Below are 25,944 nucleotides of genomic sequence, written 5' to 3'. Positions count from 1 at the left end.
TAAATGACATCATCACTCATCGAATTAAAGCATATTTACAAGTCTTTTGAAGATACACAGGTGCTGGATGACTTCAATTTAACGGTAAATGAGAACGAATTTATCACACTGTTGGGACCTTCTGGATGTGGAAAGACTACAACGCTTCGTATTGTAGGCGGTTTTGAAAAGCCTGATGCAGGGCAGGTGTTCTTTGAAGGAAAGGATATTACCGATGTGCCGCCGAATCAGCGCCATCTGAATACTGTATTTCAGAAGTACGCGCTTTTTCCACATATGAATGTGGGACAGAATATCGCCTTTGGCCTTAAGATTAGCGGGAAGAGCGAATCGTATATTAAAGATAAAGTTGAATATGCGCTGAAACTTGTCAATCTGGACGGCTATGAGAAACGAAAAATCGATCAGCTTTCCGGCGGTCAGCAGCAGAGAATTGCTATGGCAAGAGCTATTGTCAATGAACCGAAGGTGCTTTTGCTTGATGAACCTTTGGGAGCATTGGATTTGAAATTGCGCCAGGATATGCAGTATGAGTTGATTCGCCTGAAGAATGAACTTGGCATCACCTTTATTTACGTTACTCACGATCAGGAGGAAGCCCTGACTATGAGCGATAAAGTAGTGGTAATGAACGGTGGATATATTCAGCAGATGGGTACGCCGGAAGAGATTTACAACGAGCCGGAAAATGCTTTCGTTGCAGATTTTATCGGTGACAGCAATATTATTGATGGCACAATGATGGAAGATTTTTATGTGAAGATCTGTGGTACAGTATTTCCTTGTATTGACGACGGCTTTGGCAGAAATAAGCCAGTCGATGTTGTAATCAGACCGGAGGATCTGATTATTGGAAAACCGGGTGCAGGCAGGCTAGATGGTGAAGTGACTCACAATGTATTCATTGGTGTACACTATGAAATGGAAATTGAAGCAGGCGGATTCACCTGGCTTGCACAGAATACCACCAGCTATCCGGTAGGAACTAAGGTTAGTCTGGATGTGATTCCGGAAAATATTCAAATTATGCATAAACCACAGTCCAAGGAAGAGGAGGCGATAGAAATCGATGTCTAAAAAAAGTTTTGCAACGCCATTTCTCTTGTGGATTATCTGCGGTACTGTGATTCCTTTGGCAGTTGTTGCTTATTATGGTTTTACAGACAGAAGCGGCACATTTACTTTTGCTAATTTGATTGCAATGCTGAGCGCAGAGCATGCGCAGGCGCTTTTACTGTCTCTTTTGCTGTCATTAATCAGTACTGTGATTTGCTTTGTGATCGCTTTTCCGCTGGCGCTGATTTTAAAAGGGAGCAAGCTTGGACGGCAGGGCTTTATGGTGTTCATTTTTATCTTGCCGATGTGGATGAACTTTTTACTACGAACGATGGCGTGGCAGGTAATTCTGGAAAAGGGCGGATTGATCAACGGTCTGCTGGGACTTTTACATCTGCCGCCTCTTGCGCTGATCAATACACCGGCAGCAATTGTACTGGGAATGGTTTATGATTTTCTGCCTTTTATGGTACTGCCGATCTATAATACACTGATGAAGATAGATGATCATATTATAGAAGCTGCTTACGATCTTGGAGCGACCAAGCGGAAGGTACTGACAGATATCCTGCTGCCTCTCAGCATTCCGGGTATTGCCAGCGGTGTTACCATGGTGTTTGTACCGTCCCTGACCACTTTTGTAATCTCCAACATGCTGGGCGGAGGGAAAATCAATCTGATTGGAAATATCATCGAGCAGGAATTTACGACAAGTTCCAACTGGAATCTGGGCTCGGGCCTGTCTCTTGTCATGATGGTATTTATTGTTATCAGCATGGCAGCGCTCTCTAAATTAGACAAAAATGGGGAGGGGACGCTGATATGAAAAAACTTGGAAAAAGCATTTATCTGATCCTCGTTCTGCTGTTTTTGTATCTGCCAATTCTGATCCTGATGTTTTTTTCCTTCAACGAGAGCAAGTCTATGTCTCTGTGGACGGGCTTTTCTTTGAAATGGTACAAGGAAATGCTGTCAAATACCATGATTATGGAAGCAATCTGGAACACATTCACGATTGCGCTGGCAGCTGCCGCCATAGCAACCCTCATCGGGACTGCTGCATGTATCGGGATTATGGCGATGAAAAAGCGCTCAGAAAATGTAATCATGGCGCTGAACAATATTCCTCTGCTCAATGCAGATATTGTTACAGGTATTTCTCTGATGATGGCATTTATTGCCTTCGGTATTTCACTGAGCTGGGGTACAGTACTGCTTGCGCATATCACTTTCAGCATTCCTTATGTGATTCTGTCGGTGATGCCAAAATTTAAACAGATTTCTGGAAATACTTATGAAGCTGCACTGGATCTTGGAGCAACGCCGCTTTATGCGTTTTATAAAGTCGTTCTTCCTGATATTAGACCGGGCATTGTCAGCGGATTTCTGCTGGCGTTCACCATGTCTGTAGATGATTTTGTAATTACACACTTTACAAGAGGCGCTGGCATTAATACGATTTCGACTTTGATTTATAGCCAGGTGAAAGTAGGAATCAGACCGACACTTTTTGCACTGTCTACAGTTATTTTTGTTACCGTGCTGCTGGTTTTGACTACTTCCAATGTTGCGTCGGCCAAGGCAGGCGGAAAGACGAAAAAGCGTATTATGGCAGTGCTGACAGCGCTGGTGATTTGTTTGCTTTGCGGAACTCTTTATCTCAGCGGTTCCACAGGAGGCAACACCGGAAAGGAAGTCCATGTCTATGCTTTTGGAGATTATATTGATCCTGCGCTCATTAAAGAATTTGAACAGGAAACAGGGATATCTGTGGTCATGGACACTTTTGACACAGCAGAGGAAATGTATCCTGTCATAAAAAATGGTTCGGTTAATTACGATGTGATTTGTGTTTCCGATTATATGATTGAAAAACTTATCAGCGAGGATTTGCTTGCAGAAGTAGATTATTCTTCGATTCCAAATATCTCTAATTTGGAGAAAAAATATCTGCAGCTTGCGGAGTCTTTCGATTCGGGAAATAAATATGCGGTTCCTCATACATGGGGCACGCTGGGAATTTTATACGATACGGATAAAATTCCTGAGGGAGAGATCACTTCCTGGAATGATCTTTGGAAGACGGAATATGCGGGCAGAATTGTTATGCCTGATAGTATGCGTGACACTATGGGAATTGCGTTGAAAGCAAAGGGATATTCGTTAAATACTGTCAGCGAGGCGGAACTTTCTGAAGCAGCAGCTTATCTGACAGAGCAAAAATCTCTGGTATACAAATATGCCAATGATTCGGCGAGGGATATGATTCTCGGCGGATCTGCGGATATTGCAGTCATCTGGAATGGTGAAGTTTTGTATTGTCGCGAAGAAAAAGAAAATTTAGCTTATGTCGTTCCAAAAGAAGGCAGTGAGTATTTTACCGATGCCTGGGCGATTCCGAAAGCTGCGAAAAATCGGGATAGTGCCCACGCCTGGATCAATTTTATGCTGGAAAAGGAAACGGCGATGATAAACTTCGATTATTTGACATACTCAATTCCAAATATCAGTGTTATAGATAGTGTTAAGGGTGATTCGGACAAGATGGATATCCTGTTTCCGGATGAAATAGTGCTGAAACAGTGTGAGTCTCTTAGAAATCTTGGCGCAGAAGCGGACGATTTGTTCACCAAATACTGGAAGAAATTTAAGTCGTAGGATTTCCTCCCTGCGCCTTAGAAAAAACCGCAGATCAGAAGGTCTCAGAAATTCCTGAGTCTTCCGGTTTGCGGTTTTTATTAAGAGGGCAGGATTTGACTTTTTTCCTCAAAAAAAGTACAATATAATGCAAAGTAATTTTTGAAAAGAGGACGAGGATGTCTAAGAATTATAAAAAGAAACGCGGTGACCGCAAGGATGGAAGATGGCTGAGAGAGCTGGATTCCCTTCATGGTATCATGCCATATATCTATCCCAATCGTGCGGATAACGAGGCTTACATCTGTGAGCGAATTGATTTAACCAATGTGAATGCCTATATGGAAAAGAAAAACGCCGAGAACCCTGAAATGAAGTATAAACTATTTCAGGTTCTTATTGCTGCTTTTGTCAAGACTGTAACGCTCAGACCGAACATGAATCGCTTCATCAAGGGCGGCAGAATTTTTCAGAGAGATGATTTGACGGCTGCTTTTGTGGTAAAGAAGGAGTTTTCTGACGACGGCGGGGAAGCCCTCGCTTATCTGTCTTTTGATGAGGATACCACCATTGAAATTGTTAGAGAAAAGGTCTATGATATTATTAATCGATACAGAGGAAGCAGTGAAAAAGCGGCGGAAACCGATAATACGACAGGCGCTATGGATATGCTGATGAAACTGCCAAGACCTGTACTTCGCTTTGTCATGTGGATTTTGCACAAGTTGGATTACTATGGGAAAGTGCCTGATGCGCTGATCAAGGAAGACCCCAATTTTGCGACAGTCTTTATGACGAATCTGGGGTCTATTGGACTGAAGTCAGGCTACCATCACCTGTCAAACTGGGGTACCAATTCCATTTTCGTGGTGCTGGGTGAGAAAAAGATAGTAGATGGCAGAGAGATCATTGATATTGGTTTAACTTTGGATGAGCGAATCGCTGATGGCTACTACTATTCTAAAACTGTGAAACTGCTGAAATATTTATTGCAGAATCCGGAGCTTCTGGAGACTGCAGCAAGGGAGGAAGTAGATTATGACAACTGAGTTAAAAGCGCCTTGGATTAAAAATTTAGGCGGTGTGCCGGCAAGCTTGACCTATCGCCAGTGTTCCATGTACGAAATGGTGGAAGCTGTTGCCGAGAAGTATCCGGATTACATTGCCTATGATTTTATGGGAAGCAAGACTACATATAAAACTTTTATCAAGGAAATCAATGATTGTGCAAGAGCTTTGAAAGCCATTGGTGTGCAGGAGGGAGAGTCCGTTACAATTTGTATGCCTAATGCGCCTCAAACCATGATAATGTTCTATGCGGTAAATCTGGTAGGCGCTATCGCCAACATGGTACATCCTCTTTCCAGCGAAAAGGAAATTGAATTTACCATTAGAGAATCAGGAAGTGCAGTCTGCCTAACACTGGATCAGATGTACGGTAAGTTTGCAAACATCAGACAGAATGTACCGCTGCGCAGTCTGATTATCACCAGTGTAAAGGATGTGCTCAGCCCGATTAAAAAGAAGGGCTATTATCTTATGGAAGGTCGCAAAATCAAAGTGCCTAAGGATGCTGTGATTATCTGGTGGGAGAATTTTTTGAAAAACGGTAAGGGCTACAAGGCGCCGTATGAACGGCAGCGCGTGGGAGAAGATCCTGCGGTTATTCTTTATAGCGGCGGCACCACTGGCACTATGAAGGGAATTCTCTTATCCAATCTGAATTTTAATGCTTTGGCGGCACAGATTTTGGCAACCAATAAAATGTTTAAGCCTGGTGACAAGATGCTGGCAGTTATGCCGATGTTTCACGGTTTTGGTCTTGGTGTAAGCATCCATTCTATGGTAGCTAACGGCGGCAGATGCATTCTGATTCCGCGCTTTACGCCGGAAAGTTACGCTAAGCTGATCAAAAAGCACCAGCCTAATTTCATCGCAGGGGTGCCTACCCTCTATGAGGCGCTGCTTCGCCTGCCGACTTTAGATAAGGTGAATCTGGCATGTCTGAAAGGCGTGTTCAGCGGCGGAGATTCTCTGTCGGTAGAATTGAAAAAGCGGTTTGACGCATTTTTAAAATCTCATGGTGCCCATATCGTTGTCAGAGAAGGCTACGGCACTACTGAATGTGTTACTGCAAGCTGTCTGACACCGGTACATATGGAAAAAGAGGGAAGCATTGGCTTGCCATTTCCGGATACCTACTATAAAATCGTTAAAGTGGGAACGACGGAGGAAGTGCCTTACGGAGAAGAAGGTGAAATCTGCCTTTGCGGACCTACGGTTATGATGGAATATATCAATCACCCGGAGGAGACAGTAGATACGCTGAAGACTCACGAGGATGGTCACACTTGGCTGCATACCGGGGATTTGGGCATGATGGATGAAGACGGGTTTGTGTATTTCCGTCAGAGAATTAAGCGCATGATCGTTACCAGTGGATACAATGTATATCCATCTCAAATCGAAAATGTGCTGGACGCTCATGACGCGGTACATATGAGCTGCGTTATCGGTGTGCCTGACCCGTTGAAAATGCAGAAAGTAATCGCTTTTGTTATGCTGAAACCGGGTTTTTCGCCGAGTGAAGAAACCAAGATCAGCATTATGAAGCATCTTGAAAAGAATGTAGCAAAATACGCAATGCCAAAGCGTATCGAATTTCGGGATATGCTGCCGACGACACTGGTTGGAAAAGTAGCATATCGGAAGTTAGAAGAAGAAATGGCAGGGAAAGAAATATAAGAACGTTTATATACGATATATATAAGGGCGAAGGGCAGTCTCAAAAGAAATCATTTCTTTGAGACTGCCCTTCGCGTTTATAGAAAGCGTTAGTTAATTGCTCGTTAATTGTAAGTTCTGTATGCCTGATTAGACCATTTGGAATAATAAGTGATACCATCAATGGTACGCACGCCGCGAATTCTGAAATAGTAGCGGGTGCCTTTTGTTAGGCTTTTAGTATTTTTGTAAGTCAGTACAGTACCTCTGGCTGTCTTAAAGAAAGGGGTACTGTCATAGGTCCCCGACTTTGTGGATCTATAGATTTCGTAATAGTCCATCTTGTATCCTGCAGATTTTTCCCAGTTGATGCGGATAAAACCGCTGCCCAATTCAGATTTTGCTGTTATCGTGGTTGCTTGAACCCCCGCAATCAGCTTCTCGTTTGAATTCGTATTTGCCGGAGCTTGATAGGTCCTGTATGCTTGATTGGACCACTGCGTGTAGTATTTTTTACCATCGATGGTGCGTACACCTCGGATCCTATAGTAATACTTGGTACCATTAGTCAAGCTTTTTGTATTCTTGTAAGTGACAGCAGTACCAGACGTAGTAGTGTAGAAAGGTGTGTTGCTGTAGCTTCCGGATGTTGTGCTTCTATATACTTCGTAGTAATCTACCTTATAGCCTGCGGATTTGGTCCAGTTTAGCTGGATAAATCCACTGCCTAAAGCAGAACTTGCTTTGATTGTCGTATTTTCGACGCCTGCAATTGTGCCATTTGCAGCAGGAGGCTGCGGTGTAACCGGATCTTCTGGCTGAGCGGCAGCGGTTACTTTTATATTGACCTGCCTGGTTGCTTTTTCGTAGTTGTTGGTTTCCGCGCAGGTTACGGTAATGACCGCTGTACCGGTGCCTCCTTTTAGGGAAACTTTACCTGTATTGCTGACTGTAGCGATGGAAGTATCACTGGATTTGTAGGTCAGCTTTCCATCGCTGTCGCACTTGGTGTTGATGGTGAAATCATCTCTGTCAGTGGTCCGGTTATAGGTGGTGTATCCGGTAAACTTTGGAGTCGCTTTTTTGATTTTAAAGGTCTTGGTTAAGGTGCCGTGATAGTTTCTTTTTCCTGTAATTTTCGCTGTTGCTGTGCCTGCGTTCTTGTTGTTGGAATAGGAAACGGAGTAATCACAGGTTTTAAGCGTAGTGCCTTTGTACTGAACTTTTACAGTTGGCTTTTTTGCGCTGCCGCTGTAGGTTACATCGGCAATACTGCCGACAGTGCCGCCGTCTGCAATATCGGTGGTAGTAATGGTAAATGGAACCATTTTTACGTTGGAATACTTGCCGATACCTTCAATGCGTGCATAAGCAGTGCCAGCCAATACGTTTTTGATGTAATTGACTTTATAGTCGACTCCTTTCGTCAATTTTGTGCCGTTGTAGGTAACGGAGACTGAAGGGTATTTTCTGTATTTTGTATATTCGTAGGACGTTTTTCCGAGAGAAACGGAAGCGTTTTTTATGGATTTCGTGCCAGATTTTGTTTCTTCGGCATTATTATCATAGTACCAGAAGTTGCAGTCCACCCGACCGCTGATACCGGTGATGCTTCCGCTGGAAGTGTACTGCCAGTATTCGTAAGGTCTTTCGTAGCTATTGTCAGTTGAGTACTGTGCCAGCCATACTTTGAATTTATTGTCAATTAGATTCATGTTTATTTTGTTGCTGCTGGGACTTCCGTAGGGGGAGGTGATGGCGCGATAAGAGTAAAACATGGACTCATAGTCGGAGTTCTTTTTTATGTAGTTTAGAAAAGCAAGGGAGTTGGTCGCAGCCTTGTCCTTTCTGGTGGAAGAGGACCAGCTGTTATATGCACTGGTGAGTCTGCTACCAGAAGGCATCTCAAAGTCATAAGCAACTGGTAAATCCAATTCTCTGCCGTCCAGCACATCCAGCACATACTTGGCTTCCTTCTGTGCTTCTGTCGGGGAAGTTGCTGTGGAATAGTAGTATACGCCGACCATGATATCGTTGGCACGGGCTTCTTTATAGTTGTATTCAAAATATGAGTCAGTGTTAGTGCGGTGAGGTGAGGCAAGATAAGAAAAACCGACGCGAATGTAGGCGTAGTCGATACCTTGTCTTTTCACCTTGGCCCAGTCAATCTGCTGCTGATACTCGGATACATCAATGCCGTCGATGACCAGGGTGTTTCCGAATTTGGAAGCATGGGAATAACCGCCGGAATCCACAACGGCGCTGCTGGCAGAGGCGACTATGCAGGTGGCAAAGAGAGCGGCAATGGATAAAACCGCAGTTAATAGTAGTTTTTTTGTATTCATTTCATCTCTCCTAAAATTATAATTTTACTATGCCCTTCTATCTTAACAAATTTGTCCGAATTTGTCGACAGCATGAGTAGAATTTTCACATAGACTTCTTGAAAACTTCATGAAAATGGTTTATTATCAAGATATTATGTTGGGTTATGTTACCATAGAGAAAAATGAATTGAAGGTGCGGGATTATACCCTGTACCAGGGCTATTACTGCGGTATCTGTAAATCCATAGCCAGAAGAATTGGCCAGATTCCAAGGCTTGGGCTCAGCTATGACGCAGTATTTCTTGCACTGGTTTTGGCGGGCTTTGAAGATACAAAAGATACGCCAAAACTGGAGCATTGTATCACTCACCCCATAGAGAAAAAACCTGTGATTTACGATAATGCTGCTATTGACTATGGAGCGGACGTTATGGTAATTTTAACGTATCATAAATTTTTAGACGACTGGAAAGACGAAAAAAGTGTTGCAGGCTTTGCGGGAAAAACCGCTTTGCGCCATGCCTACAAGAAACTAGAAAAGCGTTATCAGAACCTTTGTACAAACGTTGAGAAAGCACTGACAAAGCTATCTTTGTTGGAGGAGGGAAAGTCAACCTCTGTAGACCAGACCGCGGAGGCTTTTTCTGATTTGATGGAAGTGCTGTTTACCGGATTTTTGGAGGGAAGTTCTCTATCCGCGAAAGAAGAGAAGCAGACCAGAGTGCTTGCCCAGCTGGGTCGTGCGCTGGGGCGGTGGATTTATATCATAGATGCATTGGATGACTATGAAAAGGATATGGAAAAAGGCTGCTATAATCCTCTGATTTACAGAAAAAATCACCTTGATGGCATGGACACTTTGCTATATCAATGTCTGGGGGAAATTGCGATGACATATGACTTACTGGAACTAAAGCAAAATACAGAGATTGTCGAAAATATTATTTTTATGGGACTGCGCGCACGCACAGACCAGATTCTTAGAGAAAGGATAGATACAGATGAGCAATCCATATGAAGTACTGGGCGTTTCACAGAACGCTTCAGATGAAGAAATCAAAGCGGCGTATAAAGCGCTTGTAAAAAAATATCATCCGGATAAATATCAGAACAATCCCCTTGCAGATTTAGCAGAGGAGAAGCTGCAGGAGATTAATGAGGCGTATGATGTGCTGATGAAGGGAAGAGCCGGCGGTGGCTCTGGTAGCTGGTCCGGCACATGGGCTTCAGATTCTGGCAGGGGGTATGCAGGTGGCTCAAATAGCCGTGCTTCTGGCAGCAGTGATTATTATGCAGTTCGCCAGGCCATTGACCGAGGTGATTTTATAGGAGCGGAACAAATGCTGATTCATGCACCTATGCGAGATGCTGAGTGGTTTTTCTTAAGTGGAGTGCTATCTTATCGGAAAGGCTGGATTGATGATGGAATCAGCAATTTGCGCCAGGCTATTGATATGGATCCAAATAATTTTGAATATCAGAGAGTTTATCAGCAGATGATAGCGCAGGGAAGTATGTATAAAAACCGTTCTGACGGGCAGGGATATAATCGAAGTGATGACTGCTGCGCAAATTGCTGCACATTTTATTGCCTTACGACCTGGTGCTCACCTTGCTGGTAAAAAATGGAATTTTATTAAGCCTTAAGAGAACATTTACAGGGGTTATTTTCCAGTATTTTTAGCCATTTGTAAGGGGAAGAATCTAAATTGCAGAACTTTGAGGATCTCACTCCAAGAGACTGGTAGACAGTATAATTGTGTGCTATGATGAAGTCACCAATTTAGCAGACGAGAAATTGGCGCCAATCTATAATCGTCTCAACCAAATTGAAGAGCGTCTTGTTAGAATATAAACCTAAAAAGCTGACTTGCTGAAGAAGGCGCCTTGCGGCATACCTTTCCGGCAGATCAGCTTTTTCGTTTATTAGGCGATTAAATAATATGAATATAATCTTTCAGTTCTTTTTCCATCTCAACACGGTGGTGTGCAGTGTAAATACCAGGAATGCCACCGGTATGCAGCATGATGACATTTTCGCCATGCGCGATTGTGCCTTTTTTTATCATATCCAAAATGCCTGCAAAGGTTTTTCCTGTATAGCAAGGATCTAAGATTACGGCTTCTTTGCGCCCCATGTAATAAATGGCTTCGCGCACTTCCTTAACCGGGTTATTGTAAGCACCGCAGTCGTATTCAGTCGTGATATCAAAATCAGATTTGTTCATTTCCTTTGGCAGATTGAAAAGAGTTTTCATACGATCATAGTAATCAGCCGCCATGGCGTAGATATCTTTCTTTGGAGAAATGCTGATACCAGTTAGCCGAAGGGGCAATCCTTCGTTTTTGATGGCACAGGCAAGACCCATGTAAGTACCCATGCTACCTACAGTAGAAATCAGACGAACGTCAGAAAGCTGCATTTCTTCTACCTGTGCAGCCAGCTCTAAAGCACAGTCATAGTAACCTAACGCACCGATTTCGTTAGAGCCGCCAACCGGAATAAAGTAGACTTTTTCACCCTTTGCCTCCCACTCTTCTGTCACTTTTTTAACTGTTGCTGCCTCAAGCTCGTCTGCGGTATGTACGCCGTCGTCCTGCACCAGATAAACAGGACAGCCCATGATACCGTCAAGAAGAAGATTAGCTGATATTTCGCCTGGATAAGGGTCAACGGCTACGATGGCAGCTTTAAGACCGTATTTTGCAGCGACAGCAGCAGTTAGTCTGCCGTGATTGGTCTGTGCGCCGCCGACGGTCAGCAGCATAGTCGCATCCTGGTCCAATGCATCTTTTACCAGATATTCCAGCTTACGTAGCTTATTGCCGCCGGTACCGAAATTGGTCAAATCGTCTCTTTTCAGATAAAAATTGACGCCTAGTTCTTTTGAAATATTTTCGAGATAGGTTATCGGGGTTGGTGAATTGAGAAAATGTAATTTCTCACGTCCTAAAGTCATATAAAATCCTCCTGTTCATTTACTGAAAGATATTGTATCACATATTTGAAAGAAAAAACAGGGGGAAAAGCTTGTATATTTATGAATTATCTAGTATAATAATGAGGGCTGAGCAACGATGTGTATAAGAAGTGAAGGAGGAATACAATTTGGCAAGCTTATGGGGTGGCAGATTTGAAAAGGAAATGGATGAAATTGTAAAGGTGTTCAATGCATCTATCGGATTTGATCAAAGAATGTATAACGAAGATATAGACGGCAGTATTGCGCATGTAACAATGCTTGCGGCGCAGGGGATTGTCACAAAAGAAGAGAGTGGGAAAATTATCGCAGGTCTTGAAACCATACGTGAAAAAATTAGAAGCGGTGAAATTATATTTAACGTAGAAGATGAAGATATTCATATGGGAATTGAAAGCCGGCTGATTGCTGAGATTGGCGATGTGGGTAAGAAACTGCACACAGCTAGAAGCAGAAATGACCAGTGCCAAGTCGATGGCAGAATGTATCTAAAGAAAGAAATTGGAGAGATTCTGGACAGACTCTATTATCTGGAAGAAGTAATTTTGGAAAAAGCTGAGAAATATGCGGATTGTTTGACCGTGGGATTTACCCATATTCAGCATGCGCAGCCAATTACCTTAGGATTTGTGTTCATGGCGTATTTCCAGATGTTTAAAAGAGATATCGAAAGGCTTCATGATACTTACCACAGAATGAACTTGTGTCCTTTAGGAGCAGGTGCTCTTGCAGGGACGACTCTTCCCATTGACAGGCATAAAACCGCGAAGCTTTTGGGTTTTGCAGCGCCAACAGAAAATGCCATGGACAGTGTCAGCGATCGGGACTACAGTATTGAATTTTTAAGCGATGCGTCCATTTCCATGATGCATCTATCCAGATGGGCGGAAGAGTTTGTATGGTGGAACTCTCAGGAGTTCAGTTTTATTGATATCGATGACAGTTACTGTACAGGCAGCAGCATTATGCCGCAGAAAAAGAACCCGGATATGGCGGAACTGCTTCGCGGAAAAGTGGGCAGAGTCTATGGAGATTTGATGCAGCTTCTGACCGTGATGAAGGGGACGCCTCTTGCCTATAACAAGGATTTTCAGGAGGATAAGGAAAGCCTCTTTGACGCGGTAGACACATGGAAGGCCAGCATTACCATCTTTGCTAATATGCTGGAAAAGACGGAGTTCAGATTGGATCAGATTGAGGCGCAGATGGCAAAGGGATTCCTAAACGCTACCGATATTGCGGAGCATTTCGTTAAGCAAAACATTCCATTCAGAGAAGCACACGAAATTGTTGGGCGCATGGTGAAAGTCTGTGAGGTTAATGGTTGTCAGCTTGAGGATTTAACCGATGAACAGCTCAGCGAAATCGACGGCAGAATTTCGAAGAAATCCCTTGGCGATATCAGTATTAAGGCCTGCGTCGACGCCAGAATTTCTTTTGGTGGGACAGCGCCGTCAGAGGTCAGAAGACAGATTGCAGCGGGAAGGGCATTCCTTGAAAGTTTAAAATAAGTAGTAATAGATAAAAAAAGGTTTAAAAGAACGAGAATTTGGGAAATCTCGTTCTTTTGCACGTTTTGAGAGAGGATTACAACAGATATAGTTTTATAATGCGGTCAATATAATCGGCATTCAGACTGCCGTCAGCTTGATCAAAGGTAATAATCAGATTATCCCAAAGGTTAATGCCTGCATTGTGGTAGTCCTGCAGCTTAAAAAATATCTTGCGCACATATTCTTCATCGTCGATTTTTCCAAAATGTTCCCAGAGGAATATTTTTTTATCGTGGGGACGCTCTATGAGAAAATCAGGATAATATTTAAAACCGTTTACTGTGTATTCAACCTCATATTTGAAACGAAATTGGTAAGAGGTCAGTATGGAAGCAATAAGTGTCTCGGATTTAGAGCGGTAATAGACACCCTGATAAAGATGTTTTTTATCCTGCTTCCAGCCAGTATTCTGCTCAGCGGCAAAGTTGTGCCAGTCGTTCTCAAGAGGGATAATTGGCTGGTAAGTATTTAACAATTTTTTTAACAGGGGAATATCAATTTGTAGAGAGCGAAGTTGCTGCAGGAGTGCTTTTTTACTTTTGTATTGCTGGTATAATTCAGGGCTGTTTTTCAAACTGACAAGTGCAGTGCCGGTATCTATGTAATAGTATTCTTTTCCCTTGCTGCTTTTCTTTACTAGATTTCCCATAGGAAGGTCAGATAATTGATTTTTACAGTATTGCTGCTGCCTTTTTAGAAAATCAAGTTGTGCGGTAGCTGTATCGACGAAATTCATTTTTGAATCATCTCCTTTCATGTGCAGGTATGTCGTGTAATTGTCTTCCAGTTTTCAGCTTTTTAGAAGAAGGTTTTCAAAAGTACCCAAAAAGGTTTCTTTTTGCGAATGAAATCGGGATTTTGAAAACCGATTGGAGAAAATCTGAAAACTGGTAAAAAACGGTTTCAAACTGGAACGGACATACCGTAATTTAATCCGATTATACCATGAATAAAATGTAAAATGCAATAAAAATTTACAAAAAATAGAAATTGATATAAAAAATAGAATTAAATTGCCGGAATCCTCAAAACCATTTCTTCTTTCGAAAGAAAATCAAAAGACCTACGACCAGTCCTAATGATAGAGAAACCACAAAAGGGTAGCCATAGGACCACTGATATTCGGGCAGAGAGAAGTTCATACCGTACCAAGCAGCAATCAGGGAAAGAGGAAGGAAAATTGACGTGACTACAGTGAAAACTTTCATGATGTTATTCTGCTCAATATCGATTTGGGACTGATAGGCCTCCCGCACCGATTCCAAATAAGTCTGCAGATGAAAGGTGAACTCCAAAAGACGGTCAAATTTTTTGTCAATATAGGCAAAGCTGGAATCTACCGCACATAGCGCATCTGTGAGAAATTCCATCTGTTCATAATAGCGCTTAACCTTGATTAAATCCTTGCGGACTTTGACGATGTCGGAAATGCCATCCTTTCCTGGTGTGCTATCCATGAGCAGCTTATCCTCAAGGGAAATGATCAGGTTTTCCAGAGATTCCAGCTTGTGTACATCGCTTGCAGTCATTTCCAGCAGAAATTCGTGAAGCTGCAAAACTCCGTCAAAAGGGGTATCTATGTTTTGTGCAAATTCACAAATTGCAGTGCTGTCGCTGGCAATGAGCAGATGATTTTTGTCCGCGAAGATGGTGACCTTCTTTCCATCCATCCAGTAGAAGGTCAGAAAATATGTCCGTTCTGAAAGTACTGTAAAAAAACTGCGGCTATCATCTAAACGGCGGATGATGTCATCATTCACATATTCTTTTAACGTTGAGACATCCTTTTCTTCTAAAATTTTAATCATCGTGCACCTCTTTCAGTATAAAAGACGGCAGGGTTTAGAATCTGCCGTCAATAGTATGTGCAACTTTTCTTTATTTATAAATTCTTGCGACTCTGTGTCCCAGCGTGCCGTACAAAAACTCAAAGGTATTTTCGCAGAACTGTTCCATCTCCCACGTTGTAATCTGCTCATCGCCGTCGCGTCCCACCATGATTACTTTATCCCCGATCTCACAAGGAATACCTGTTACATCGATAAAAGCTTGATCCATACAGCAGCCGAGGAATCGTGTGCGGCGGCCATTTACCAGGACGGGTCCTTGTTTTCTCATCCAGGCAGGATAAAATCCATCGGCGAATCCTACTGAAAGTGTAGCAATTTTCATCGGTTCGCTGGCAATGAATGCGCGGCTGTAACCTACACTGTCGCCCGTATCAATCTGGTGTACGTTGGTGATATAGGTGCCGATTTCTACAGGTTCTGTAAGGCCTAGAGGCTCTCTGCCGTCTTCCATGGCCATATGCCCTAGAATCGAAGTACAGGAACGGACATGGGTGCTGTAGTCTATAGCTTCCCTGTACCATGAAGTAGCAGCGGAATTGCAGCAATGCACGTACTGCAGCGAAAAGCCAGCCGCCTTTATTTGAGAAACCCCTTCCTGAAAGCGTGCAAACTGTTCCAAAGTGAAGGGATCATAATAATCGGCAGTCGAAGATACAAAGTGGGTATAAGCGCCGACTACTTCAATGTTGTCAAAAGATTTTACCAAATTCAAAAGATTTTCCAAATTTTGACCAGGTTTTACGCCGAGCCGGTTCATGCCGGTGTTAATTTTGATATGGACTTTGGTCTTTTTTCTTGCTTCGCCAGAAAGAGCATTGAGCCGGCGGGCGGTGACTTCTTCAAAGAGTGGAATCTGCAAATCGTATTCGATTGCACCGTGGAGAAGATGCTGTGGGATGCCGCCAACGATGAGAATCTCGCAGGAAAGACCTGCATGTCTGAGCTCTACAGACTCGTGCATCGCTGAGTTTGCAATCAGTTTAGCACCGCAGCGCTCTACAAAAAGTTTTGCCATAGGTACAAGACCAAAACCGTAGCAGTTGCCTTTGACGACAGGGATAATATCCGTATCAGGACCGATGTGTTTTTTTACAATCTTATAATTGTTCACAACAGTGTCCATATCTACTTTAAAGTAGGAGTTATAGTAGTTGTTTTCCATAAGGATGCCTCCTTATTCGTTCAGATGCAGATAATTGATATGGGAAACGGTAATATTGTCTGCTTTGCGACAGCGCTGCCCCAGAATGCGAACCTTTCCCAAAGCAAATAAACATGCGTCCTTGTATGGCATCTTTTCGTCAAGCTCAAACTTTCGCCACTGCGCTTTTTCAAAGCCGGTCAGAAGGAATGAAGTCTTGGGGCAGAGATGTACGATGCAGTCTGCCGGAAGCGTTTCATCCAGTTTTCTCAAGAACGGAACAGTGAAGTTTTCTGTGATTTGCTTTGCAAATTTTGGACCGAGTATATTCAGACTTCCCGGAGAATCGGTATAGTAGATGATGCGGCAGCCGGCATCGTAAGCCGCCAGCGCAAAATCTACAAGTCCATCAGAAACTTTCGTGAAGAACTGATCCATGACTTCCGGCTTTTTTCGCCAGCCCATAAGTATTTTCATTAGATCACTGACGCCGTTGATGATGGTAACTGGTCCGTGAAGCTCCACCGTTGCATTGCCGCCGGCTTCATTGATCGCTTTGACTGCTTTCAGGGTTTCGCTGATTCGTCTGCTGGTAATGTCCATAGGAGAAAGGTTTGCAAGCTCATCGATTTTTGTGACAATATCGGTGTCCTTGCGGGGGCCCAGTGGGGAATCGTCAAACTTAATTTTTGCGCCCATGCTTTCAGCCTCAAGAACTGGGTCAAAGGGCAGCACTGCATTTTCGCCTGCCAGGGCGGCGATTGCTTCTGCGCTAAAATATGCCTCAGGAAGAGAAAGTCCCTTTGCTGCAGCTTCTTCCTTTGACATGCCGATGTACTCTGCGTATTTACAGCTGTAATCGATTAGTTTTGCCATTGCTTGTTACCTCCTTTATAAAAATCCCGGCAAACAAGGCTTTCTTGCCGGCCGGGGATTTTATGCGTCGTGGATAAGAATATTTTATACGAATACAATCTGTACGTTTTTACAGTTGGTCAGATATACGATAGAAGCGTAGTTGATGCCGAAGGATACGATATCGCCAGGCTTCAGATTTCTTTCTGCATCTTCAATATCTAAGATAGTGTGGTCGGAGGAAGCGCCGATAACCTCAACACCTTTATCTTTCGGGAAGATTTCATCGATACTGCCGTAATCAACCTTGCCGATACCAAGAAGAGCTCTTTTTCTGATGCCTCTGTCAACGTATTCAGGCGTATGTCCGAAAGCATCGATGGAAATTTTGCCAACCGGGTGGGAAGGTTTGTCCTTGACTTCGATGACTTCAGCTTTTAGCGTATAAGTGTCCTGGTGCATCCAGCTCATGTCGTAACCGTAGAATACATCCAAATCTCTTGCGAGAAGAATACCTTCGCCGACTCTGAGCAGATTGATTCTCTTTGGCATGTCGTGATTGATAATTCTAGGCAGGCTTGTAGTAGCGCCGCCGGAGATGTATTCCAGCTGTCTGCCGATTTTGCCTTCGATTCTTTCTGCGATAGCAACCAGTTCGTCCAGTTTGTCAGCTGTTGCTTCGATGGAGCCGTAGCAGCCCAGATTGGTGCCAACGCCACCTAGTTCCAGATTCTTAAGCTCATTTTCTACCATGACAGCAACATCAACCATTTCGTCCTTGTCCCAGAATCCTTCACGAAGGTCTCCAAGGTCAGCCATCAGAATGACTTTGTGCATCTTGTTCTGCTTTGCAGCTTCTTCGTTCAAAGCTTTCAGTACGGAGACCTCACTGTTTAAGCTGACATCGCAAAGTCTTACAACTTCTGGAAGTTCGCTGAGCATAGGAACACGCAGCAGCAGCATTGGAAGATCAATACCGCAGTCAATAGCGTCTTCAATCTGCTCCAGTCTGGAGGAAGCGATTAGCTTTGCACCGCCTTCAGCAAACATTTTAGCACATTCAGGAATACCTGTTGTTCCTTTGATAACGCCGGCAATGTCAATACCAAAAGGTTTGCACTTTTCAACGACTGCGGCTACATTTTCTTTTAGATACTGTAAGTTGATTTCAACTCTCGGATAAATTTGTTTTACCATGGTGTTCTCCTTTTTTATAAGCTCATATCTTCATTTTCTATTCTAATGGACCTATTTTACCATGGAAAAAGTGGGGAAGTCCATATATAAAGATTATTTCCTTTGGTATTTTTTTGAGGAAAAATTAAGTCTAAGACAGGAAAACAGACTTTGTCTGATAATTGACAATGTGTGATAAATGTTGATAAATCAGGGAGGAAGGACATGCAGCAGCACTGTATAAAAAGGCTATATTGAAATGGCAATTTTTTTTCTAAAATATCTGAAAAAAGACCTAAAATGATATTCAGAAATTATGTATAATTTAATAGATAAACAAAGTATGAAAGGCGAAGGAAAAAGAATGAACAAATTTACATTTGACAACATGCCCCAGCTTAGAGTACTGAGCAACGAGCAGGTAAAAGAAATGCATGAAAAGGCATTATATGTGTTGGAAAATTTAGGAATCATTTTTGCTTATGACGAGGCACTTGATTTACTTGAGGGAGCAGGCTGCGAAGTAGACAGAACAACGCAGAAAGTTAAGTTCCCGAGAGAAGTAGTCGAGAATGCAATCAAATCTGCGCCGAGCACTTTTGATTTATATGACAGAAACGGCGAATTTTACTGCACATTCGGCGATGGCAAGACCCGTTTTAATCCGGGAAGCAGTGCCGGCAACGTACTGGAAAGCGACGGCGAGACTGTTAGACTATCCGGCGTAAAGGATCTGAAACTTTTGACGAAAGTTGCACAGAGCCTGCCGCACATCGACTTTGTATCTTCTTCTATCGTTTGTGAGGAGGCGCCGGGAGAGCTTGGATCTCAGTATCTGTATTACACCGAAATGCAGAATTCTATCAAACCGATTATCGGCGGTTCTACTGATGCAGAAGGCGTACCTAGAACCTTCAAGCTGTTAAAGGCTGTTTTAGGGTCGGAAGATGCAGTTAGAACCAAACCGTATACACTCTTCGATATCTGCGTGACATCTCCGCTGAAGTGGTCCCATATCGGAGCAAGAAATATCATCGACTGTGTCAGAATGGACATCCCTATTAATCTGATTTCTGCACAGATTGCAGGCGCAACTGGTCCAATTACCCTGGCAGGCTGCATCCTGAACCACACCGTAGAAATTCTGGCAGGTCTGGTACTTGCACAGGTTACTAAACCGGGACATCCTGTTTCCTACGGCGGTGCACCTTGCATCTTCAACATGAAGACCATGTACACCCCGATGGAATCCATGGAATGCAGCATGGTAATGGCAGGCTATGCGCAGATGGGTCACTACTACGGACTTCCGGTACATACTTATGCTGCAATGTCTGATGCAAAGATTGTAGACTATCAGGCAGGCAGTGAATCTGCAAGATCCGGCCTCATGGCTATGATGGCAGGCGTGTCTAACGTATCCGGTCCGGGCGGACTGAACGTTATTGCTGAAATGTCCATCGAAAAGCTGGTTATCGACAACGACTATATCGGCACATTGAAGCACTTGCAGAAAGGCATTCGCTTTGATGACGAAGCGCTGGCTGCAGATTTGCTTTTGGAAGTTGGTTCCGGCGGAAATTTCATGACCCAGAAACACACATTAAAGAATTATAAAAAAGAACAGAATTACAGCAATATCACCATGAACTATCAGGAAAGAGCTGCTTGGATCAAAGAAGGCAAGAAGTCCATCATGGACAAGGCGAGAGAGTATGTACAGGAAATCGACAAACAGACTATCTGCCCGCTGTCCGATGAACAGAGAAAAGCCCTCGATGCTGCTTTCATTGAAGTTTGTGCTGACGCTGGACTTTCCGAAGAGGTCGCAAAGGACCTGATTAAAAAGTATGATGAAGCTTAATCGCTAGTAGGGTAGACGTTTAGGTTTTTATCATAAAAGAAATTATACTTTACTTAAATTATAAGAAAGGAAAAGTACGACTTAGAAGCCCCTATCTTCTATGTTGCACTAAGGTAAACTTATGGGTAGACGAGTTCCTATGTGGCAAGTGTTACTATGCGTGGTATTTACGCTAGGCGTAATTTGTTACTCCATCTTCCTTACACCGGATTATGGTGAAGCACATATGCCGATGATTCTGGCAGCTGCTTTCGTAGCGATTGTTGGCGCCCTCAATGGCTGGAAATGGAGTGTCATGGAAAAAGGTATGGTTCAGGGTATCAGCCGCTCTATGCAGGCAAACCTGATTCTGCTGACAGTAGGTATCCTGGTATCCACCTGGAAAGCAGGCGGCATCATTCCTTCCATGATTTACTATGGACTGGACATCATCAGTCCTGCACTGTTCTTAGTAACTGCGGCTCTGCTGTGTACGATTATTTCTTTCGTAATCGGATCTTCTTACACCACTGCAGGTACCATCGGCGTAGCGATGATTGGTATTGCAGTTGGTCTTGGCATCAATCCGGCGCTGGCTGCAGGCGCAGTCGTATCCGGCGCATACACCGGTGACAAGATGTCTCCGATGTCCGATACTACAAACATGGCACCGGCTGTATCCGGTTCTAACATTTTCGATCACATTAAGCACATGGTGTGGACTGTAACACCATCTTATGTCATCGCACTGGTTCTGTGGTTCATCTTAGGAAGAAGTGCAGCGCCGAGCGGCGGAATTCAGATGGAAATGAAGGATATCCTCCAGGATGCAATTCAGAATGAATTTACAGTAAGTCCATTCCTGATGCTGCCGGTTCTGTTCCTGCTTGCAGCAGTAGTGCTTAAGATTCCTGCACTGCCGGCAATGTTTGTTGGCGTAGTTATGGGTATCTTCTGCATGGGTGTTGTGCAGGGAATTGATGCGGATCAGTGGTTCTCCATCATGCACTACGGCTATAAATCCTCCAGTGCTGACATCGTTCTGACTGAAGAATATTCCGTAGCTGACGTAGTCGGCGGCGGCGGATTTGACGGCATGCTGTGGACTGTATCCATCGTACTTTGCTCTATGTCTTTCGCGGGCGTACTGGAAGCAACAGGTATGCTGGGACAGCTGGTAGAAAAGATTCTGAAGGTTGCAAAGACCAACGGACTTCTGATTATGACTACCGTACTGACTTGTCTGTTCATCAACCTGCTCTGCGCAGACCAGTACTTGGCAATCATTCTGCCGGGCAGAATGTACAAGACTGCTTTCGAAGACAGAAAGCTGAAGAACAAGAACCTGTCCAGATGTCTGGAAGACTCCGGTACACTGACTTCACCGCTGATTCCTTGGAACGTATGCGGCGCAACTATGACAGGCTTCTTGGGACAGCCGACAATCGCATATGCACCATATGCCTTTGTTAACTATCTGTGTCCGATTATTTCTATCATCTACGGATTCACCGGATTTACCATCGAAAAGATGACCGACGAAGAATACGAAAAGATGTTAGAAGCTAGAAGAGCAGAAGAAGAAGCGACAAAGAGAGAATTAGAAGCTTAAGCTTTAGCTATTAGAGCTGATATAAATACTTCTTTCAAAAGGAAAGGAGCCGGCCTGCGGGCTGGTTCCTTTCCTTTTTTGCATATTTTTGAAAAAAGTACTTTACTACTTTACTAAAGTAGAGTATTATAGTAATGCTACGTTTTTAAGAAAGGAAATTTACGACATGAAAAATTTTAAGAAAGTATTTATTTTAATGATGGCATTGGTGATGACTTTTGTCATGGCAGCATGCGGCGCAGACGATGCCCAGTCCGATATGGAGTATGTAAAGGAAAAGGGCACGCTGGTTGTCGGCATTACAGAATATGAACCGATGGATTACAAAGCTGAAAACGGCGACTGGATCGGTTTTGATGCAGATATGGCAAAAGCCTTTGCGGAGAGCCTGGGCGTAGATGTGGAATTCACTGTCATCGACTGGGACAACAAGATTGCTGAGATTAAAGGCAAGAGCATTGACGTGGTTTGGAACGGCATGACCCTTATAGACGAAGTAACTTCTGCCCTGGGCACTACCAATCCTTACTGCAAGAATGGTCAGGTAGTAGTTGTTAAGAAAGAGAAAGCAGATCAGATTCAGTCTGAAGAAGATTTGCAGGGTCTGACCTTTGCTGCAGAAGCAGGTTCTGCAGGAGAAAAGACGCTGAAAGGCATGGACTTTGAGGTGACTGCCGTGCAGACACAGGCTGACGCTCTCATGGAAGTATCTGCAGGCACATCTGATGCTTGCGTTATCGACCTGATCATGGCAGGAGCTATGATTGGCGAAGGCACCAGCTACGAAGATTTGACTTACACTGTACAGCTGAATAACGAAGAATATGGCGTGGCATTCCGTCCGGAATCCGACCTTGTGGAAGCTTTAAATCAGTTCTTTAAGGACAGCTATGCTGACGGCACTATGATGGAAATCGCTAAGAAGTACGGTGTACAGGAATCTATCATCGAACAGAAATAAAGGAAGTTTATAGAAATTATGATGCAGGAAGTAATGCTGGCGCTGTCCAGTGGATTTTTAGTCACAATTAAATTATTTGTGCTGACGCTGATTGGGTCGCTTCCTCTGGGACTTTTGATTGCTTTTACCTCTATGAGCAGAATCAAGGTAATCAAGGTGCTTTCCAGAACGGTTGTCTGGATTGTCAGAGGAACGCCGCTTTTGCTGCAGCTGATTGTAATTTATTACGGTCCGGGTCTGATGTTTGGAAATAACCTCTGGGGCGGCAGCAATGCAGGCAGATTCATTGCTGCGCTGGTTGCTTTCATCTTTAACTATGCCTGCTACTTTTCTGAGATTTACAGAGGCGGCATCGAAAGTATTTCCAAGGGACAGTACGAGGCAGGTCAGGTGCTTGGTCTTACCAAACGGCAGATTTTCTTCAAAATTGTGCTGCTGCAGGTAATCAAGAGAATCATACCGCCTATGGGGAACGAACTGATTAACCTTGTTAAAGATACTTCCCTGGCCCGCGTCATTGCGGTTTACGAGCTGATTTGGGCAGGACAGGCATTTATCAAGAGCAGCGGTATCATCTGGCCGCTTCTGATGACCGGTGTATTTTATCTGGTATTCAGCGGCATTCTGGTGCTGGCATTTAACGCTCTGGAAAAGAAACTGAGCTATTTTGAAAGTTAAGGAGGAAAGGATATGTCGATTTTAGAAGTCAAGAATCTGAAAAAGAGCTTCGGCAAAGTCAGTGTTCTCAAAGGCATCGATTTTTCTCTGGAAAAGGGCGAGGTTTTGGCAATTATCGGCTCTTCCGGCGGCGGAAAGACTACGCTGCTTCGCTGTTTGAACTTCCTTGAGTATGCAGATGAGGGAACTATTTCCGTTGGCGGAGAGGTGATTTATGAGGGCGGCGTGACCAATCGTTATAACGAAGCCGAAATCAGAAAGAACCGGCTTCACTTCGGTTTGGTATTTCAGTCTTTCAACCTGTTTCCGCAGTATAACGTGCTGCGCAACGTAACCTTGGCGCCGGAACTTTTGAAGATCAGCACGGCGGCAGACATTAAAGAACATGCGCTCAAAACCATTGAACGGGTCGGTTTGACCGATAAGCTGGAAAACTATCCTTGCCAGCTCTCTGGCGGACAGCAGCAGCGTGTGGCAATTGCTCGCGCTCTGGTGATGGATCCAGATATTTTGTGTTTCGACGAGCCGACGTCGGCGCTGGACCCGGAACTGACTGGCGAGGTACTGAAAGTAATCAAAGGACTCAAAGGCAGTGACAGCACTATGATTGTTGTTACCCACGAGATGGAGTTTGCCAGAAGCGTGGCGGATAAAGTCATCTTTATGGCGGATGGACTCATTGAAGAAATGGGCACGCCAGAGGAAGTCTTTGATCATCCAAAGTCTGCGCGCACCCGCGCGTTCCTGCAAAAGTCGCAGGAAAAAATTTAATACATATTTAAAATGAGCCGCCGGTGGTTATGCCGGCGGCTTTTGGACTTTTGCGGACGGGCGCCGTGGGGCGTCCGCGGAACTCTTTGTTGTGAGAGAACGTGCATATTTTTAGTGATTTTGCCGGTAATATGCACAATCGTGTGCATATTTTTGTAGGAAACACTTCTTATATGCATAATGACATCGCAAAAACGGAGAAAGCTGGCAAAGAAACAGAAAAATCGTCCTTTTCCAGCTTTAAATGTACATATTTTAAGGATTTTTTCAAAATATATGCAGAGCGCTGTGCATATTTTGGGGGATTTTTGCAAATATATGCATTTCCGCTAACTATGACCGCCCCATGCTCAGTTGCTCCGGTTGTAACTAGCTGTAAGTTGCCAGCCCTTAAATTTCTTCCACTATGCCGTGGGCGGCACGATAAGCTTTCGGTGTCATGCCCTTGGCTTTTTTAAATACTTTGGTGAAATAGCTCTGGTCATCAAAACCTGTGGACAAGGAAACATCGATAATGTTTAAATTGGTATTTGCCAAAAGATTGCATGCATGTTCTATCTTTAAGGTGTTAAGATAATCAGTAAAGGTCACACCCATTTCTTGTTTGAACAAGGTGGAAAAGTAAGAAGAGTTGACATGGAGATTGGTCTCGATGTCCTTTAGGGAAATTTTCTCCTTGTAGTTTTTGTTGATGAACTGCAGTGCTTTGGTTACTATCTGGGAACGTCCATTATAAATAGAAGTCAGCATGTTCTTTGTAATCATCTCGATTAGAGACTCTGATACAGAAAGCAGCTCATTGTAGCTGTCAGTTTCGCTGAGTCTGTTGATGATGTCAAGGTCGGTGTCGATGACCTGATTGAGATTGCTGTCGCTTTCGCTGGCGATTCGGATAATGATGGCAAAGAGCCAGAGAACTTTTGCCTTGATTCCTTCCATATTGCCCGCTTCCAAAATGGAGAAGGTGCTGAGCAGTTTGGCTACATTTTCTTTTGCGGCAGCAACCTGACCGTTGCTGACATTGTCGATTAGGACTTTTTCTAAGTCGTAAGGGTATTCTACAGTGAGATGCTCTTTTTTATAGTGTTGAATGTCGATATTAATCTTATTCTGCTCACTGTATTGGTTGCGCAGTGCACTGTAATCGTCGCTGCCAGATACTGATGTGATGATACAATTGTAAAACAGCAGTGCAATTTGTGAAATCTGACTAGGATGATATATTTTCATCTTGCCTGCGAACATCTTTGCCATAGCGGCAGCCTGCTCGTCCAGCGCATTGAGGTTGGCGAAGCTAGATGCAGTGCTGTTTCGGAGTTCCCCCATGATAACAGGACCTGCAACGAAATAACCGGCGAATACTTCGTCGATAATCAGTGAAATTGCGATGTTAGCAAGACCGGCTTTGCAAAGAAAGATATAGGGTTCTCCGAGACGAGAGGCAAATTGTCCGGCGGAAGCTAGGTTCTTTCGACACGGACTGTCTTCTTTTTTATAAATACTGAAGATATTACAAATTTTATCTTCAGTTTTGAATTCTTTTATAATTTGGTCGTGGTTGTTAAAATAGGTAACAGGTATGTCTGTAATATCTGAAAAAGCTTCTAAAGAAGTATTCAAGTACTCTGACAAAGTTTCTGCATTGGGTGTGTCAAGGCTTGGAATTACAAAGTTTTTCATAACAAATACACTCCCTTTCGTCGGTTTCACATTATGTAAAAAATATACAATTTTTTATAAAAATTTTCATTCACATTATAGCACAGGCAGAAAGTAAAA

The 25,944-nt window shown here is 43.6% G+C and carries 21 protein-coding genes; 13 read left to right on the top strand and 8 right to left on the bottom strand.

Features of this window, described 5'->3' with window-relative positions:
- Positions 1 to 3: 3 nt before the first annotated feature.
- From V1225_RS13210 to V1225_RS13190, 5 genes are all read left to right on the top strand, one after another.
- Positions 4 to 1,077, top strand: coding sequence for an ABC transporter ATP-binding protein (locus tag V1225_RS13210; RefSeq protein ID WP_161907669.1), 1,074 nt, complete (start codon positions 4 to 6; stop codon positions 1,075 to 1,077).
- Positions 1,070 to 1,882: an ABC transporter permease gene (locus V1225_RS13205; protein WP_251613713.1), complete on the top strand. Its 813-nt coding sequence runs from the start codon at positions 1,070 to 1,072 to the stop codon at positions 1,880 to 1,882. Before V1225_RS13210 ends, V1225_RS13205 begins: the two co-directional genes overlap by 8 nt.
- Positions 1,879 to 3,714 (top strand): extracellular solute-binding protein, encoded by a 1,836-nt coding sequence (locus V1225_RS13200; protein WP_338546791.1) that lies wholly within the window; start codon positions 1,879 to 1,881, stop codon positions 3,712 to 3,714. The genes V1225_RS13205 and V1225_RS13200 overlap by 4 nt, the downstream gene beginning before the upstream one ends.
- Before the next feature lie 158 nt (positions 3,715 to 3,872).
- Positions 3,873 to 4,742: a hypothetical protein gene (locus V1225_RS13195; protein WP_251613709.1), complete on the top strand. Its 870-nt coding sequence runs from the start codon at positions 3,873 to 3,875 to the stop codon at positions 4,740 to 4,742.
- Entirely contained in the window at positions 4,732 to 6,438 is a 1,707-nt protein-coding gene (locus V1225_RS13190; RefSeq protein ID WP_338546790.1) for an AMP-binding protein, read from the top strand. Before V1225_RS13195 ends, V1225_RS13190 begins: the two co-directional genes overlap by 11 nt.
- Before the next feature lie 104 nt (positions 6,439 to 6,542).
- Here V1225_RS13190 and V1225_RS13185 read toward each other — a convergent pair whose 3' ends face one another.
- A complete protein-coding gene (locus V1225_RS13185; RefSeq protein ID WP_338546789.1) occupies positions 6,543 to 8,762 on the bottom strand; it encodes a GH25 family lysozyme in 2,220 nt (739 codons plus the stop codon).
- 115 nt (positions 8,763 to 8,877) lie between these two features.
- Here V1225_RS13185 and V1225_RS13180 point away from each other — a divergent pair, with 115 nt between their 5' ends.
- Positions 8,878 to 9,762, top strand: coding sequence for a DUF5685 family protein (locus V1225_RS13180; RefSeq protein WP_338546788.1), 885 nt, complete (start codon positions 8,878 to 8,880; stop codon positions 9,760 to 9,762).
- A complete protein-coding gene (locus V1225_RS13175; RefSeq protein WP_251613701.1) occupies positions 9,746 to 10,366 on the top strand; it encodes a J domain-containing protein in 621 nt (206 codons plus the stop codon). Before V1225_RS13180 ends, V1225_RS13175 begins: the two co-directional genes overlap by 17 nt.
- Before the next feature lie 312 nt (positions 10,367 to 10,678).
- Here V1225_RS13175 and V1225_RS13170 read toward each other — a convergent pair whose 3' ends face one another.
- Positions 10,679 to 11,704, bottom strand: a complete 1,026-nt coding sequence (locus V1225_RS13170; protein ID WP_338546785.1) for a pyridoxal-phosphate dependent enzyme — start codon at positions 11,702 to 11,704, stop codon at positions 10,679 to 10,681.
- 149 nt (positions 11,705 to 11,853) lie between these two features.
- Between V1225_RS13170 and argH the strand changes: the two genes are divergently transcribed.
- Positions 11,854 to 13,236, top strand: coding sequence for an argininosuccinate lyase (gene argH / locus V1225_RS13165; protein WP_251613696.1), 1,383 nt, complete (start codon positions 11,854 to 11,856; stop codon positions 13,234 to 13,236).
- A gap of 76 nt (positions 13,237 to 13,312) precedes the next feature.
- On the opposite strand, the gene V1225_RS13160 is transcribed toward argH, so the two are convergent.
- The 5 genes from V1225_RS13160 to V1225_RS13140 form a co-directional block, all read right to left on the bottom strand.
- The gene (locus V1225_RS13160) at positions 13,313 to 14,035 is read right to left on the bottom strand and encodes a hypothetical protein (protein ID WP_161909217.1); all 723 of its coding nucleotides are present in this window, start codon (positions 14,033 to 14,035) and stop codon (positions 13,313 to 13,315) included.
- Positions 14,036 to 14,303: 268 nt separating this feature from the next.
- Positions 14,304 to 15,086, bottom strand: coding sequence for a CorA family divalent cation transporter (locus V1225_RS13155; protein WP_160200615.1), 783 nt, complete (start codon positions 15,084 to 15,086; stop codon positions 14,304 to 14,306).
- A gap of 70 nt (positions 15,087 to 15,156) precedes the next feature.
- Entirely contained in the window at positions 15,157 to 16,290 is a 1,134-nt protein-coding gene (alr, locus tag V1225_RS13150; protein WP_338546783.1) for an alanine racemase, read from the bottom strand.
- 12 nt (positions 16,291 to 16,302) lie between these two features.
- Positions 16,303 to 17,145 (bottom strand): uroporphyrinogen decarboxylase family protein, encoded by an 843-nt coding sequence (locus V1225_RS13145; protein ID WP_251613687.1) that lies wholly within the window; start codon positions 17,143 to 17,145, stop codon positions 16,303 to 16,305.
- Between the two features lie 84 nt (positions 17,146 to 17,229).
- Entirely contained in the window at positions 17,230 to 18,321 is a 1,092-nt protein-coding gene (locus V1225_RS13140; RefSeq protein WP_338546780.1) for an alanine/ornithine racemase family PLP-dependent enzyme, read from the bottom strand.
- A 343-nt stretch (positions 18,322 to 18,664) separates the two neighbouring features.
- Here V1225_RS13140 and V1225_RS13135 point away from each other — a divergent pair, with 343 nt between their 5' ends.
- The 5 genes from V1225_RS13135 (at position 18,665) to V1225_RS13115 (ending at position 24,165) form a co-directional block, all read left to right on the top strand.
- Positions 18,665 to 20,164, top strand: coding sequence for a trimethylamine methyltransferase family protein (locus V1225_RS13135; protein WP_338546779.1), 1,500 nt, complete (start codon positions 18,665 to 18,667; stop codon positions 20,162 to 20,164).
- Positions 20,165 to 20,303: 139 nt separating this feature from the next.
- Positions 20,304 to 21,755, top strand: a complete 1,452-nt coding sequence (nhaC, locus tag V1225_RS13130) for a Na+/H+ antiporter NhaC (RefSeq protein ID WP_207709505.1) — start codon at positions 20,304 to 20,306, stop codon at positions 21,753 to 21,755.
- Positions 21,756 to 21,921: 166 nt separating this feature from the next.
- Positions 21,922 to 22,716: a transporter substrate-binding domain-containing protein gene (locus V1225_RS13125; protein ID WP_160200609.1), complete on the top strand. Its 795-nt coding sequence runs from the start codon at positions 21,922 to 21,924 to the stop codon at positions 22,714 to 22,716.
- 18 nt (positions 22,717 to 22,734) lie between these two features.
- A complete protein-coding gene (locus V1225_RS13120) occupies positions 22,735 to 23,394 on the top strand; it encodes an amino acid ABC transporter permease (protein ID WP_160200608.1) in 660 nt (219 codons plus the stop codon).
- Between the two features lie 12 nt (positions 23,395 to 23,406).
- On the top strand, positions 23,407 to 24,165 hold the full coding sequence (locus tag V1225_RS13115) for an amino acid ABC transporter ATP-binding protein (protein ID WP_160200607.1): 759 nt from the start codon (positions 23,407 to 23,409) through the stop codon (positions 24,163 to 24,165).
- A 390-nt stretch (positions 24,166 to 24,555) separates the two neighbouring features.
- Here the strand turns inward: V1225_RS13115 and V1225_RS13110 are convergent, their stop codons facing one another.
- On the bottom strand, positions 24,556 to 25,845 hold the full coding sequence (locus tag V1225_RS13110) for an AraC family transcriptional regulator (RefSeq protein WP_338546775.1): 1,290 nt from the start codon (positions 25,843 to 25,845) through the stop codon (positions 24,556 to 24,558).
- Positions 25,846 to 25,944: the final 99 nt, after the last annotated feature.

Origin of the sequence: Emergencia sp. JLR.KK010 (assembly GCF_037018265.1) — a bacterium.
Taxonomy (GTDB): Bacteria; Bacillota; Clostridia; order Peptostreptococcales; family Anaerovoracaceae; genus Senimuribacter; species Senimuribacter intestinalis.
The sequence above is the reverse complement of the archived record's forward strand: the minus strand, read 5'-3'. Positions and strand labels throughout refer to the sequence as shown.

Excerpts from the sequence above, each read along its gene's own strand:
- V1225_RS13160 (WP_161909217.1), bottom strand. The coding sequence starts at position 14,035 with ATGAAAGGAGATGATTCAAAAATGAATTTCGTCGATACAGCTACCGCA.
- V1225_RS13170 (WP_338546785.1), bottom strand. The coding sequence starts at position 11,704 with ATGACTTTAGGACGTGAGAAATTACATTTTCTCAATTCACCAACCCCG.
- V1225_RS13190 (WP_338546790.1), top strand. The coding sequence starts at position 4,732 with ATGACAACTGAGTTAAAAGCGCCTTGGATTAAAAATTTAGGCGGTGTG.
- nhaC (WP_207709505.1), top strand. The coding sequence starts at position 20,304 with ATGTGGCAAGTGTTACTATGCGTGGTATTTACGCTAGGCGTAATTTGT.
- V1225_RS13115 (WP_160200607.1), top strand. The coding sequence starts at position 23,407 with ATGTCGATTTTAGAAGTCAAGAATCTGAAAAAGAGCTTCGGCAAAGTC.
- V1225_RS13195 (WP_251613709.1), top strand. The coding sequence starts at position 3,873 with ATGTCTAAGAATTATAAAAAGAAACGCGGTGACCGCAAGGATGGAAGA.
- V1225_RS13200 (WP_338546791.1), top strand. The coding sequence starts at position 1,879 with ATGAAAAAACTTGGAAAAAGCATTTATCTGATCCTCGTTCTGCTGTTT.
- V1225_RS13175 (WP_251613701.1), top strand. The coding sequence starts at position 9,746 with ATGAGCAATCCATATGAAGTACTGGGCGTTTCACAGAACGCTTCAGAT.
- V1225_RS13120 (WP_160200608.1), top strand. The coding sequence starts at position 22,735 with ATGATGCAGGAAGTAATGCTGGCGCTGTCCAGTGGATTTTTAGTCACA.
- V1225_RS13135 (WP_338546779.1), top strand. The coding sequence starts at position 18,665 with ATGAACAAATTTACATTTGACAACATGCCCCAGCTTAGAGTACTGAGC.
- V1225_RS13110 (WP_338546775.1), bottom strand. The coding sequence starts at position 25,845 with ATGAAAAACTTTGTAATTCCAAGCCTTGACACACCCAATGCAGAAACT.
- V1225_RS13205 (WP_251613713.1), top strand. The coding sequence starts at position 1,070 with ATGTCTAAAAAAAGTTTTGCAACGCCATTTCTCTTGTGGATTATCTGC.
- alr (WP_338546783.1), bottom strand. The coding sequence starts at position 16,290 with ATGGAAAACAACTACTATAACTCCTACTTTAAAGTAGATATGGACACT.
- V1225_RS13180 (WP_338546788.1), top strand. The coding sequence starts at position 8,878 with ATGGTTTATTATCAAGATATTATGTTGGGTTATGTTACCATAGAGAAA.
- V1225_RS13210 (WP_161907669.1), top strand. The coding sequence starts at position 4 with ATGACATCATCACTCATCGAATTAAAGCATATTTACAAGTCTTTTGAA.
- V1225_RS13125 (WP_160200609.1), top strand. The coding sequence starts at position 21,922 with ATGAAAAATTTTAAGAAAGTATTTATTTTAATGATGGCATTGGTGATG.
- V1225_RS13185 (WP_338546789.1), bottom strand. The coding sequence starts at position 8,762 with ATGAATACAAAAAAACTACTATTAACTGCGGTTTTATCCATTGCCGCT.
- V1225_RS13155 (WP_160200615.1), bottom strand. The coding sequence starts at position 15,086 with ATGATTAAAATTTTAGAAGAAAAGGATGTCTCAACGTTAAAAGAATAT.
- V1225_RS13145 (WP_251613687.1), bottom strand. The coding sequence starts at position 17,145 with ATGGCAAAACTAATCGATTACAGCTGTAAATACGCAGAGTACATCGGC.
- V1225_RS13140 (WP_338546780.1), bottom strand. The coding sequence starts at position 18,321 with ATGGTAAAACAAATTTATCCGAGAGTTGAAATCAACTTACAGTATCTA.